Consider the following 13798-nt stretch of genomic DNA (forward strand, 5'->3'; position numbering starts at 1 on the left):
GCTTGCATTATAGAGGGAGAAATTGCAAGTAAGACATGCCTAAGTTCAACCAACGCATATGAAGTAGAGCTCCAGATGCGTAAGTTTCCGATATAACAATTTAGTTGAGGGGGCTTTATGGTGGGGAAAATCGTAGCTGTTTGTACAAGTGAACGAAAAGGAATGCGTAAAAAAAATGTAGGTGAAGGAATCTTAAAGGTCAATTTCGGGCTTGAAGGGGATGCTCATGGAGGAGATTGGCATCGTATGGTTAGTCTGCTTGCTATAGAGAGCATAAAGACGATGCAGGAGAAAGGCTTGAAGGTAGTGCCTGGGGATTTTGCAGAGAACCTAACCACAGAGGGAATAGAACTTTATACCCTGCCAATTGGCACTAAGCTGAAGATAGGTGCTACAAGCGTAGGGGAAGTTACCCAGATCGGCAAAGAATGTCATACAAGATGTGCGATTTACCATCAAGCCGGAGATTGTGTTATGCCCAAAGAAGGAATTTTTATTCGTCTTCTGGAGGGTGGCGCTGTTCGAGTTGGAGACATTATTGAGGTGATTGAGTAATGCTTCGTGTTGGAATAATCACAGCTAGTGATAAAGGATCCCGTGGAGAAAGGGAGGATCTCTCAGGCCCTACCCTTGGCAAGCTCGTTCAAGAAATTGATGGCGAAGTTGTAATGTATATAGTGCTTCCCGATGACCAAGCACAATTAGAAGCAACCATGTGTCAATGGGCAGATGAACTCAACTTGGATTTGATTCTCACCACTGGTGGAACAGGATTCTCGATTCGAGATGTAACCCCAGAGGCTACCCTAGCCGTAGCTGATCGTATGGTTCCTGGCATTGCAGAGGTGATGAGAATGGAAAGCCTAAAGGTAACGCCAAAGGCCATGTTAAGCAGGGCTATTGCAGTTATTAGGAAGAGAACCTTGATTATTAATATGCCAGGTAGTCCTAAGGCAGTACGTGAGTGTTTTGCAGCTATCGCGCCGGCGATACCTCATGGGATTCAAATTCTCAAAGGGGAAGCTAGTGAATGTGCCTCAACAGCGCAACTGCCCAAAATTAACTAAAAATAGAGGCTGAACGCAACACAATAACAAGAGATTGGCATTATGCCAATCTCTTGTTATTGTCATAATAATCTTCTAGACACTCTTAATAATTTTTGTTAACAAGTTGGCATTGATACCGAAGCTTGTCACGTCTGTCCAAAGATTTACGTAAAGTAGAGTAGAGGAGATAGTGGCTGGTGAGGTGATAATTTTGAAAGCCATAGCATTTGTAGATTATGAGAATATATGGACTAGTTTATTAGACCGAGGGTTTGACCTGTCACCGGAACAGTTAGTTCAGTTCTTGCAACTTTATTCAGATCGTAATGATATTTATTTAATGGCAATTTATCTATACGCTAACTTTGATCGTGAGGAATTTTGGAGAACCCAAACAAGCTTTGAGAAAACTAATGTTTTCACACGGCATGTTTATGGCAAAAATAATTATTCAAGCACTGAGCTTCGTCGTAATGCAGCAGATCTGGAGCTAATGCTCGAAGCACAAGAAATCTTGCTGACAAGAGCAGCCACCTTTGATATGTTCTTATTTCTGACGGGAGATGGAGACTTTCTTTCATTACTAAGGAAAATAAGAGCCTGGGGGAAAGATGTTAAGGTGATTGGGGTTTCTGGAAGTGTTCATCATGCTTTGCAGCCCTATTGTGAAGAAGATGACCTTTTACAGTGGATTTTGCAAGAGAAACATGAGCCAGAGTACCAACCTGAACAAGATTTGGAACAAGGAATTCAGATCCTTGGAACACTTCAAATTCGTTTACCCTACGTAGCATCAACAAAAGCCAGATCGGCATTGACAGAACTTCTTGGACGTTCAATCTCACAAGTGAAAGAGTTTATTCGCTATATGCTTAAAGAAGATATTCTCAGAGAAAAAGAGCATCCTGATCCAAACTTGAGGATAGGAAAAACCAAAATTTACCTGCTTAATCTGAAAAAACCTAAGGTTCAGGAGGTATTAGGGAATCTTTATGAGAATGTGTCAGAGAGACAATTAAAATTAAGTTTAGAATAAAATTCATGCATAGAAGGTTCTTAATCTGGTAATTATAGTGGGTAGACAATACGGAGATGCGCAAGGGGAGAGGGGTTGAGCCCTTTAAATTAACAAGTGCATGAAAACAAAAGCAATTATAAGATTTAATGAGCAAATTGAGCATAAATCTATATTTTTTAGGCATTAGGGGGGTTGCTTTCCCGCACCCCCTTGCATATTATTATAGATATATTGTTAGCACTCAATAGAGTCGAGTGCTAACAAGTATTTAATAAAAAAATACAAAAAATAGGAGGGACTTTTCTTCATGAACATTAAACCTCTAGCAGATCGGGTAATTATTAAGGCACTCCCGATGGAAGAAAAAACAAAGAGCGGTATCATTATGCCGGACACCGCTAAGGAAAAACCACAAGAAGGTGAAATTGTCGCTGTTGGACCTGGAAAAGTGGAAAAAGGGGAACGCATTGCTTTAGAGGTCAAAGTGGGTGACCGCGTAATTTATTCAAAATATGCTGGAACCGAAGTCAAATATGACGGTGAAGAATACTTAATCCTCAAAGAAAACGATATTTTAGCCATTCTTGGTTAATTGAATAAGAAAATTTTTAAGGAGTGAATATACGTTGGCAAAGCAAATTATTTTCAATCAAGACGCTCGTCATGCTTTAGAACGCGGTGTTAATGCTCTAGCTGAAGCTGTTCGCGTAACTTTGGGACCAAAAGGACGTAATGTCGTTCTCGATAAGAAGTTCGGATCTCCCCTGATTACTAATGATGGGGTTACCATTGCCCGTGACATTGAGTTAGAAGATCCATTTGAAAATATGGGAGCTCAGCTTGTCAAAGAAGTTGCTACCAAAACCAATGATGTTGCCGGAGACGGTACAACAACCGCTACAGTTTTGGCACAAGCAATTATTCGTGAAGGTCTTAAGAATGTTGCAGCAGGCGCCAACCCAATGGGCATTAAACGTGGGATTGAACAAGCAGTTGAAGTTGTTGTGGCTGACATCAAGGCTAATGCTAAACTCGTAGAAACAAGTGAAGCTATTGCTCAAGTTGCCTCTATCTCCGCTAGTGATAAAACCATTGGTGATCTGATTGCTCAGGCTATGGAAAAAGTCGGAAAAGACGGCGTTATCACTGTTGAAGAAGCAAAAGGCATGACCACTGAGCTTGAAGTTGTTGAAGGAATGCAATTTGACCGCGGTTATATTTCCGCTTATATGATTACTGACACAGAAAAAATGGAAGCTGTACTCAATGATCCTTTCATTTTAATCACTGATAAGAAAATCAGTGCAATTCAAGACGTTTTACCTGTCCTTGAAAAGGTAGTTCAAGCTGGTCGCCAACTAATGATTATCGCTGAAGATATCGACGGAGAAGCTCTGGCTACTCTCGTAGTTAACAAACTGCGTGGAACCTTTGTTTGCGTCGGAGTTAAAGCTCCTGGCTTTGGTGATCGCCGTAAAGCTATGCTCGAAGATATCGCAGTTCTGACAGGTGGAACTGTTATCACTGAAGACTTAGGCCTCAAATTAGAAAACACGACACTTGAAATGCTCGGACGTTCACGCCAAGTCCGCGTAACCAAAGAGGAAACTACACTTGTCGAAGGATCTGGAAACACCGAAGACATCAAAAAGCGTGTTGAAGCTATTAAGCGTCAGATTGATGAAACCACTTCCGACTTCGATCGTGAAAAACTCCAAGAGCGCTTAGCAAAATTATCTGGTGGGGTTGCAGTTATCCAAGTTGGTGCTGCTACTGAAACTGAAATGAAGGAGAAGAAACTCCGAATTGAAGATGCTTTAGCTGCTACTCGTGCTGCTGTTGAAGAAGGTATTGTATCCGGTGGAGGTACTACTCTGATTGATGCAATCCAGGCTTTGGATAAACTCAGCTTAACTGGGGACGAAGCAACTGGTGTAAGTATTGTTCGTCGCGCTCTCGAAGAGCCACTTCGTCAAATCGCCAATAACGCCGGACACGAAGGTTCCGTTGTTGTTGGAAAGGTTCGCGAATCCGGTACAAGAGGAATTGGCTTCAATGCAGTAACAGAAGTCTATGAAGATATGATTGGTGCCGGTATTGTTGACCCAGCTAAAGTTACCCGTTCAGCTCTGCAAAATGCTGGTTCAATTGCTGCTATGCTCTTGACCACTGAATGCTTAGTCTCTGACCTGCCTTCAAAAGATGGCGGAGCAGGTGCTATGCCTGGTGGTATGGGTGGTATGGGTGGCATGGGCGGCATGATGTAAGATTGTCCTGAAACCTTTGGTATCAGCCAGTCTACAGTATCAGTCCCTAGAAGGCTTATGTTTTGACCACATTTGAATCCAAAATAAGAGGCTCCACAATAATTTGCGAATTATTGTGGAGCCTCTTTCCGTCGTTGTAACGACTATTTCCATTCATCAAGAATGTCCTAGTTCGCTCAAGGCCGCTATATTTGCCTCCTGGTAAACTGTATTGTCAGGTTTCATGTTTTGTGGCGTTAAAGTCTGGTTCCTTAACTCTGTGTATGCTTTTTCCAATTGAGAGTATTTAGCTTTAAGTTCTCCTAATTCACTTGCTAAAGCTTCTCTTGTTGCCTGATCTTTGTGGCTCAACATGAACTCCTCCTTGAATATTTAACTATTAAACACCAGTATTTCCTGAATTTAAGGAATGATGTCTGACGTTTTATGGTAACTGGTTTTTTTTCGATGCTGTCTAAATAATGAAAATCGAACAGTTAGTATTGAAACTTGTTGAACTAAGGTTACATGTTATGATTCTGAATACAATCATTAATAAACATGGTTTAATTGATAGGAGATGTCGATAATTCTGCTTACATGATATGTTGTGTCGAAAGCAACAAAACATTAATATTTACTATAAATTCACAGCATTTATGTGCCGATAAGAACTAAAATGGCAGTTTAGACTTTAATGATGATTGGCAGGAGGTGGGTTTATGAGAATTGCAAGCTCAGATGTAGCTATGAGCAGCCAGCATAGTTATTCTGAAGCAACTGTGAGTCTAGAGTCCCTTAAAACATGGGATAACAGAGGGAATACGATTAACCAAGTTGACTTTACCAAGCTGGAGAGCGATACGGTAGAAATATCTGAACAGGCTAAATATCTTCAGATGTCTGAGGAAACTGAGGTGAGCAAATCCCATAGTGAAGCAGATTCTCTTTTTCAGCTTAGCGAGTCGGATGAACGAAGGATTGAGCTTATCCAAAGGTTATTTAAAGCCTTAACAGGCAAAAGGATTAAGTTTGTGATACCCCAAAAGGTTGAGCTTAAGGATCCCAATCTATTCCTTAACATCCAAGACCCAAAGGTTATGACAATCCAGCGCTTACAGCTGCCGCAGAGCGTAGGGTGGGGACTTATTTATAATAAAAGTACGACTCATTATGAGACGGAAAGTACATCCTTTAGAGCTCATGTAGCGGTAAAAACTGAAGATGGCAAAGAAATCAAACTAGATCTGCAATTAAACCTTAGCCGAGATTTTATGTCTAGGAATGACATTAGTGTCCGTGCAGGTGATGCCTTAATTGACCCGCTAGTTATCAACTATGGTTCAGCAAGCGCATCAGTTACACAGAAAAAATATGCGTTTGATATTGATGCCGATGGAGCATTGGATCAAATATCCTTCGTCGGACCTGGCAGCGGGTTTTTAGCCTTAGACCTTAATCAAGATGGAATTATCAACGATGGCAAGGAGCTTTTTGGGCCCAACAGCGGAGATGGGTTTTCTGATCTAGCTAATTATGATTTAGACGAAAATGGCTGGATCGATGAGAATGATGCTATTTACGAAAAACTGCGTATCTCGACAAAGGATGCTGAGGGTAATGATCAATTATTAGCTCTTGGCGAAAAGGGAATTGGAGCTATCTATCTGGGAAATGTCAATACGAGCTTTGCCTTAAAAAATACCAGTAACCAGCTCGATGCCCAAATTCAAAAAACAGGAATTTTTCTTAGGGAAAATGGTAGTGCAGGAACAATTCAACATGTTGACTTAAGCGTATAACAATCATAAGCTGTTCTCACATTTGATAATGCAATAGGATTTAACAAAGTACTTAAGCCCTTTCTCTGTGGCTTAGGTACTTTTATTAATACAGTGCAGTATTGTAAATGTGAATGCCCTTCGTACTTATGTTGGAATAGGGCAAGCTAAGTACACATATAAGTAGGGTAAGAACTCCGCCAGGGGGGCATGTGATGAAGAAAAGAGGAATTTGGTTACTCATCGGAATCAGCATCGTGCTGATAGGGGTATTTCTAGGACGCTTTTTTTGGCAGCCAGAACCCATCGATATGGTCACGCACGGCTTAGAACGACTAAACGCAGCGCCCTCTTTTCGCTACAGTTTAACCCAGCACCAATGGGTCGAGGGGAAAGATCGCGTACTTACTCAGATTCAAGGGGAGAAGGACGGTGGGAACATTCGAATCATGGGTCAGCTAGTCGGGAGCGAGGTAGAGATGATAAAAATTGGTGATTCTACCTATAGTAAAGATCCTTTCAGTAAAAAGTGGGTTCGTTTTGCTAACGCTCCTGCAGCCCAGGAAGTCTTTCTGGCGGAGCTCAATCCCTTATCTTCGCTTCAGATGAAAGAGATTGGAGAGGTGATGCTTAGAGGTCAAGAGAAAGTAAATGGTGATAGAGTATGGGTATGCCAATTAAAACCTAGTGTACAGAATCAAATGATGGAGGTATTTTGGACGGATTTTCAGTATACGCTTTACATTCGCAAATCAGATAAAACAATAGTCAAAGCGGCTATTGAAGCGAAAAATAAAGCCAAGTCCGACCCCATGACGATGACACTCGAGTTTAAAGATATTGGTAAGAAGATAGATATTCAGGCACCTAACATTTAAAAAGGAGTTCTAAGTTTAATAGCAAGCAGTATGCAAATATTTAAGCATACTGCTTGCTATGTTTTTTTGACTGATCAAAAACTTAAATAACGTTAAATCCTGTAGTTTTCTTTAAATTAAATAACATTAAAGTAATAAAAGCGTTTGCACAATGGGCAAGCCTCTGGTATAGTTTTGGCATGAGTTTTTCAGTTGTTGAATTTATAGGATAGTGGAGGTGCCTTAAATGGAAGAATATATTGCGAAAGTGCTGATATCAAGGGAAGAATTGGGAAAACGTGTAGCAGAATTAGGGGCAGAAATTACTAGAGATTATGAAGGCAAGAATCTTTTAGTTCTAGGGATTTTGAAAGGGGCAGTGCCCTTTATGTCGGACCTTATTCGAGAGATTAAATTGCCGTTGGCCTATGATTTTATGGCATTATCAAGCTATGGCGCGTCCACTCAATCGTCTGGAGTAGTAAGGATTCTTAAGGATTTAGAACGAAGCGTTGACGATGTCCATATTTTAATTATTGAAGATATTGTTGATACCGGACTAACCCTAAAATACTTAAAAGCAAATCTTAAAGCAAGAAATCCTTTAAGTGTCAAAGTGGTTACACTTCTTGATAAGGCTGCGCGCAGACAGGCAGATGTTACCCCTGATTACAATGGTTTTTCAATTCCTGATGAATTTGTTGTAGGGTATGGCTTGGACTTTAATGAGGAATATCGCAATTTGCCTTATGTTGGAGTATTAAAACAAGAAGCGTATGAGATCATTTAATTAATTTAAATAAACAAGAATGGTGTTGAATAATCGTGACAGAAGAAGTCATTTTGGTATTGGATTTTGGAGGACAATATAATCAATTAATAGCTCGGCGAGTGCGAGAGGCACATGTATATTCTGAAATGATTTCATATAAAACCCCTATCGATGAAATAAAGGCTCGTCGGCCTAAGGGGATAATTTTTTCCGGCGGACCGGCAAGTGTCAATCAGCCGAATTCCCCTACAGTCGATTTAGAAATATATTCACTAGGGATTCCCATACTGGGGATTTGCTACGGAATGCAGTTAATGACCGTACAATTAGGAGGTAGTGTTGAACACCCCGAAGTAAAAGAATATGGGAAAACAATGCTTACAGTCGATAAGGCAACAGACCTTTGGCAGGACTTGGGAGGAGAACGTCCTTGTTGGATGAGCCACGGAGATTCTGTCCAAACCTTGCCGGAGGGCTTTAGTGTTGCTGCTCATACTAATCATACTCCAGTTGCAGCCATGATGAATGAACAGCGTCATTTCTATGGTGTTCAGTTTCATCCGGAAGTTAAGCATACCCCGGATGGACAAGCGATGTTAGAGAAGTTTCTCTTTGATATTTGTAAATGTACCGGAGACTGGACGATGGAATCTTTCATCGAGCTGCAGGTTGCCGAGATACGAGCTAAGGTTGGAAAGGGAAGGGTTCTTTGTGCTTTGAGTGGTGGAGTAGACTCTTCCGTAGCTGCAGCCTTAGTACATCGTGCAGTTGGCGATCAGCTAACCTGTGTGTTTGTTGATCATGGGTTTATGCGTAAAAATGAAGCTGAACAGGTAAAAAAGATTTTTACAGAGCAGTTTAAGCTTAACTTAGTTTTTATAGATGTCCACGAGCGTTTCCTGAAAAAGCTTGAAGGGGTGTCTGACCCGGAAACTAAGCGTAAAGCTATTGGCAATGAGTTTATTCGTGTTTTTGAAGTAGAGGCAGCGAAGTTGGGGCAAGTAGATTTCTTGGTTCAAGGTACCCTTTATCCGGATATTGTGGAAAGTGGAACGGATACAGCTGAAACAATTAAGAGTCATCATAACGTTGGCGGCTTGCCGGAAGATATGAAATTTGAACTTATTGAGCCATTACGCATGCTTTTTAAAGATGAAGTTCGTGAGTTAGGTATTGAATTAGGGATGAGTGAGGAGATTGTCTGGCGGCAACCATTCCCAGGGCCTGGCCTGGCAATCCGAATTCTTGGAGAAGTAACACGTGAAAAGTTAGATATTTTGCGTGAAGCAGATGCAGTCATTCTTGAAGAAATTCGCCGTTCGGGCATGTACCGTGATTTATGGCAAAGCTTCGCTGTTCTCCCTTCCATCAAAAGTGTCGGTGTCATGGGAGACGGTCGAACCTATGAGTATCCTATCATTTTCCGAGCAGTTACCAGCGAAGATGCCATGACGGCAGATTGGGCCAGACTCCCTTATGAGCTTCTGCATAACATATCCTCAAGGATTGTCAACGAAGTCGAAGGTGTCAACCGTGTGGTTTATGATATCACCTCAAAGCCCCCTGGAACCATTGAGTGGGAGTAGGGTAGATGTAGCATAAACACTAGATTTTCAAGGGTTTAATGGGTGTATGAGTATTTGGCAGGTGGTTATGATTTCAGTCAGTTTTTGGCGTCATCATAGCCACCTGTTTTGTTGTTACCGGCTTACAAGACACTTGAAAGCTAAAAGATAAATTAGCGAAAGGGCAGTGATGATTGCTGCATTCTGATACTTCAATAAAATTAGATTGAAGGGAGTAAAGGAAGGTTTTATGGGGAATCGTGTCGAATTATATTCTTAAAATAAGACTTGTAAATGGGCAGTAAAGTGGAGTTGTATTGCTTTTCTGATTTAGTTAAGAGCTTAAACCCTGTCAGAGAATTGGAGGAACTAGATTGGACAACTCTAGCTTGAGTAACAAGAACTATGAGAATATGGTGAATTTAACCCCTGAACTATTATGTATAACCAATATGGAAGGGGTATTTAAGTACGTAAACCCCGCGTTTGAGAATGTAATAGGTTACAGTAGCGAAGAAATTGTCGGCTTAACTCTTCATGTCTTTTTACACGATGAAGACGTAATAGCCATTAAAAATACAATGCAAACCTTATTCAATGAAAAAAATGATTCCTCAAGTTTTGAACTGCATCATAGATGTAAAGATGGGACTTATAAATGGTTATCATGGAATACCAGGGTTGACTGGACTGAAGGTCTAGTTTATTCGGCAGGACGAGACATCACAGAAAAGAGAAAAATGGAACAAGATTGCTTAAAATTAAGGGAGAGATTACTAGAAGCACAGGAATTTGCACAATTAGGATATTGGGAATTTGATACTATGACTGGGGACTGTCTTTGGTCTGATGAAATGTTTCGAATAGGTGGCTTTGAGCCACAGGAATTTATACCCACCATTAATGACTTCTTGTTGTCAATTCATCCTGATGACAAAGAGTTTGTTATAAATATCATGCAAGTGCTATTAAACGGGAGTGAATGCGAATTTGATTTTAGGTTAATTAGACAGGATAACGAGATAATATGGGTTCATGAAAAAGTAAGGCATGAGTTTGACGCTTCTGGATTACCAGTTCGCAGTTACGGAGTAATCCAAGATATAACCCAGCGGAAATTGAGTGAACTCAAGCTAAAAGAAAGTGAAGAAAAATTCAAAGAACTTGCCGAAAACCTTGGTGAAGTTATTTATATTCAGCAGAATGGGCAGTTCGTTTATATTAGTTCGGCGTACGAGAGAGTAACGGGTAAAACATGCCAAAGTATGTATGAAAACCCTCTTTCTTATATAGACTCTATACACCCTGAAGATAAAGATAGAATTGTAAAAGTACGTTTGGAGGACAAATACATTTCAAAAGGGTTGTTTGATGAACAGTATAGAATTATCCAACCTGATGGAAATATTCGCTGGGTTTGGACGAGGTCTTTTCCAATTCGTGACGAAAACGGTGAAATTATAAAGAGAGTTGGTATTGCTAATAACATAACCAAACTCAAAGAATATGAAGAATCACTAAGAGAAGCAATGGAAAAAGCAGAGGCTTCCAATAAAACAAAAAGCCAGTTCCTTGCAAATATGAGCCATGAGATTAGAACCCCAATGAATGGTATTCTGGGGATGGCTCAACTACTTGTAATGAATCTAAAAGATGAGGAAAAGGAAATGGCTACTATTATAAAAGCTAGTGGCGATGACCTATTAAAGATCATCGATGATATCCTTGATTTATCAAGAATCGAGGCGGGTAAGCTTAGGTTAAGTCAGGAAGAATTTGATATTAATATGTTAGTTAATCATGTTAACAAAGTAATGGAAACTCTTGTAAAGCAAAAAGGGATTTCATATAAATCCTATATTGAGAGAACAATAGTCAATCGCCTGATAGGCGATCCTGATAGACTTAAACAAGTGTTATTTAATCTTTTAGGAAATGCTATAAAGTTCACGGAACAGGGAAGCATCGAATTATCAATAGCTAAGGGCAAAGTATTTGAGGATAAATTGCAATTAGTATTCTCGGTAAATGATTCAGGGATAGGCATTGCAGACGATAAAGTGGGGCAGCTGTTTACCTACTTCACACAGGGTGATGATTCTGTAACCAAGAAGTATGGAGGAACAGGGTTAGGTCTAGCGATATCGAAACAACTTATTAACATGATGGATGGAGAAATAAGTGTGGAGAGTAAGCTAGGAGTTGGTAGCTGCTTTTCTTTTAGTGCAATCTTTAAGGCGGCAATGGATAACACAGAGATCAATAATACTAACAATGAAGATACTCTTAACGTGACTGCAACTTCTTCAACGGCCTTACTTGTTGAAGATGATTACGTAAGTGGAGTAGTTATGAAGAAACTCTGTGAAAGGAGAAATATTGCCTTAACAATAGTAACTAATGGCAAACAAGCCATAGAAATAATGAAAAAGGAATGTTTTGATATCATATTCATGGATATTCAGATGCCTGATATAAGTGGTTATGAGACTACAAGAATTATTAGGGATATGGAGCGGGAAGTTAATAAGCATACTCCGATTATTGCTACTACTGCTTTCGCTTTAGTTGGTGACAGGGAAAAATGTATTGATGTAGGGATGGATGATTATCTAGCAAAACCAATTGATTCCGAAAAATTCTACGCAATAGTTGAGAGATGGTCAAAAGGCAAAACGTGAGTATAACCATATGAAGTTACTAAGCACCCTGAGGGTGCTTTAAGTATTTGGTTGTTCAATTATCAGGTGAGATGGGTTGACTTGAATTAAGCCTGTGTCGAACATAACACTATTATCGACATGGAGGAACAATTAGCCTGGAAACCGGGCCCGAGAGCACAACATTCATCATTAAACTGCCCTTGTCTGGGTTTCGACAGGCATAAAATATAGATTATAGCTTAGTATCTGATATTATGGAATTAATGTGGAAGGAATACCATATTACGACAAATGATTACCTATTAATGGATAATTTATTCTTGCTAATTCATCTTTAAAGCAATAAAATCTTCTTGAGAAGAGATTTTCAGGAGGAATCCGTGTGGAAAAGAAACTTTTGAAAAGAATTGAGGCATTACGTCAGAAACTCAATAAATTCGAACTTACTCGTAACCTTGTTGATAGTGAAGTCGTTGAGGTTAGTCAACAATTAGACAAGCTGCTTAATCAATACCAAAGGGTTGTTTCTTATCAACAATTAAGCTTTTGGTAAACAAGAATATAGTTACAAAGGGATACCACAAGAGAATCCAATCTTGCAGGTGTCCTTTTTTTTGCTGCCAATCAAAAGGTAGATCATATGTTCTAAAGTTTAGGCTTTGTACGTGGTTCAATATTTTATGTTCAGATAAACTGGGCTTGTTTATTTCCAATTCATAAGTACGGTAGCTGTACTTTTATTGCAATAATACTGGATATATTATGGAAATAAGGACTAGTTAAGTGCTTTTATCTCTTAAAGGGATTATAATAGACTAGCAGAGGAGGGCAAAATGAACTATATTGTATTTGACCTTGAATTTAATATGTTTTTCAAGTTTAACGAAGGAGACTACGCAAATCCTTCTTTGAAAAGTGAAATTATCCAGATTGGAGCGGTAAAGCTAAACGAAAATCTGGAGGCCATTGGGGAGTTCAATTCAATTATTCGACCTGTAGTTTATAAAAGAATTAATCCCTATGTTAAGAAAAAAACAAATATTAATTCACACATGGTTATTAAAGGCAAATCTTTTAATGAAGCAATTAAGAGCTTTTGTGATTGGGTTGATAAGGATCCGGTTTTATGCTCATGGGGGCATGATGATATGCTGGGTTTAAGAGATAATTGCTTGTTTTTTGGCATAGATTCGCTGTCTTTTGATAAATACATAAATATCCAACAGATCTATATGAAGCGTGAAGGTCTAACAATGCAACCGAGCCTGGAAAGTGCTGTTGAAAGCTTAAAGATTGAAAAAACATCACCATTTCATGATGCTTTGAGTGATGCATTTTATACAGCAGAAATTTTCAAGGAAGTGTTTGATGAATCTAATTCAATAATTGATTGGGGAAAAGTACAAAAAGAAAATGAGGAAAAGATTCGAGAGCTCAAAGCCTTATTAGCAAAAGTGAGCATACATTGTCCTGAATGTGATAATATCTTGCCAAAAACTAGAGAAATGACAAAAGCAAAAAAATACTTTGCTCATAGTTATTGTGATAATTGTAAGCTGCCGGTTCGCCATATTTCCCGGATCACTCAAAATGGTAATGGGGAGTATAGGATTACTTCCAAGGATTCGATCTATAAAACAGAAGAATCAGCAGACTCTCAAAAACTTTAAAAGGAGTTGGAAAAACACTGATTTCAGACAACTTTCATTGCTTGAAAAAGTCTATTGGTCTAACTCGAAAATGTCTCCAAAATGCCACAACTTGTGATGATTTGAACATCATTACTAAAGCTGTGGCATTATGTGCTCGTAAACCAAGTTTATGGTGTAAATAGAGATGGTTATTTA

General features: G+C 39.4%; 13 protein-coding genes. 12 read left to right on the forward strand and 1 reads right to left on the reverse strand.

The window, feature by feature from the left end; translation table 11 throughout:
• Positions 1-120: 120 nt before the first annotated feature.
• The 5 genes from BLS16_RS03020 (at position 121) to groL (ending at position 4334) form a co-directional block, all read left to right on the forward strand.
• Positions 121-555 (forward strand): MOSC domain-containing protein, encoded by a 435-nt coding sequence (locus tag BLS16_RS03020; RefSeq protein ID WP_092329695.1) that lies wholly within the window; start codon positions 121-123, stop codon positions 553-555.
• Positions 555-1067 carry a molybdopterin adenylyltransferase gene (gene mog, locus BLS16_RS03025; RefSeq protein WP_092329698.1) on the forward strand — a complete coding sequence of 171 codons (513 nt, stop codon included), beginning with the start codon at positions 555-557 and terminating at the stop codon, positions 1065-1067. The genes BLS16_RS03020 and mog overlap by 1 nt, the downstream gene beginning before the upstream one ends.
• Before the next feature lie 193 nt (positions 1068-1260).
• Positions 1261-2085 (forward strand): NYN domain-containing protein, encoded by an 825-nt coding sequence (locus BLS16_RS03030; RefSeq protein WP_092329923.1) that lies wholly within the window; start codon positions 1261-1263, stop codon positions 2083-2085.
• A gap of 289 nt (positions 2086-2374) precedes the next feature.
• Complete coding sequence (gene groES / locus BLS16_RS03035) at positions 2375-2659, forward strand: co-chaperone GroES (protein ID WP_014901676.1); 285 nt, start codon at positions 2375-2377, stop codon at positions 2657-2659.
• A gap of 34 nt (positions 2660-2693) precedes the next feature.
• Entirely contained in the window at positions 2694-4334 is a 1641-nt protein-coding gene (groL, locus tag BLS16_RS03040) for a chaperonin GroEL (RefSeq protein ID WP_092329701.1), read from the forward strand.
• A 156-nt stretch (positions 4335-4490) separates the two neighbouring features.
• Here the strand turns inward: groL and BLS16_RS03045 are convergent, their stop codons facing one another.
• Complete coding sequence (locus tag BLS16_RS03045; protein ID WP_242876170.1) at positions 4491-4688, reverse strand: hypothetical protein; 198 nt, start codon at positions 4686-4688, stop codon at positions 4491-4493.
• A gap of 347 nt (positions 4689-5035) precedes the next feature.
• Between BLS16_RS03045 and BLS16_RS03050 the strand changes: the two genes are divergently transcribed.
• From BLS16_RS03050 to BLS16_RS03080, 7 genes are all read left to right on the forward strand, one after another.
• On the forward strand, positions 5036-6115 hold the full coding sequence (locus tag BLS16_RS03050; protein WP_092329704.1) for a hypothetical protein: 1080 nt from the start codon (positions 5036-5038) through the stop codon (positions 6113-6115).
• Positions 6116-6309: 194 nt separating this feature from the next.
• A complete protein-coding gene (locus BLS16_RS03055; RefSeq protein ID WP_034600465.1) occupies positions 6310-6972 on the forward strand; it encodes a cbb3-type cytochrome oxidase assembly protein in 663 nt (220 codons plus the stop codon).
• A gap of 226 nt (positions 6973-7198) precedes the next feature.
• Positions 7199-7741, forward strand: coding sequence for a hypoxanthine phosphoribosyltransferase (gene hpt / locus BLS16_RS03060; protein ID WP_092329707.1), 543 nt, complete (start codon positions 7199-7201; stop codon positions 7739-7741).
• A 35-nt stretch (positions 7742-7776) separates the two neighbouring features.
• A complete protein-coding gene (guaA, locus tag BLS16_RS03065) occupies positions 7777-9309 on the forward strand; it encodes a glutamine-hydrolyzing GMP synthase (RefSeq protein ID WP_092329710.1) in 1533 nt (510 codons plus the stop codon).
• A 353-nt stretch (positions 9310-9662) separates the two neighbouring features.
• A complete protein-coding gene (locus tag BLS16_RS03070) occupies positions 9663-11969 on the forward strand; it encodes a PAS domain-containing protein (RefSeq protein WP_092329713.1) in 2307 nt (768 codons plus the stop codon).
• A 364-nt stretch (positions 11970-12333) separates the two neighbouring features.
• Positions 12334-12504, forward strand: a complete 171-nt coding sequence (locus BLS16_RS03075) for an aspartyl-phosphate phosphatase Spo0E family protein (RefSeq protein ID WP_092329716.1) — start codon at positions 12334-12336, stop codon at positions 12502-12504.
• Between the two features lie 280 nt (positions 12505-12784).
• Entirely contained in the window at positions 12785-13621 is an 837-nt protein-coding gene (locus BLS16_RS03080; protein ID WP_092329719.1) for a 3'-5' exonuclease, read from the forward strand.
• Positions 13622-13798 lie beyond the last annotated feature (177 nt).

Origin of the sequence: Desulfosporosinus hippei DSM 8344 (genome assembly GCF_900100785.1) — a bacterium.
Taxonomy (GTDB): Bacteria; Bacillota; Desulfitobacteriia; order Desulfitobacteriales; family Desulfitobacteriaceae; genus Desulfosporosinus; species Desulfosporosinus hippei.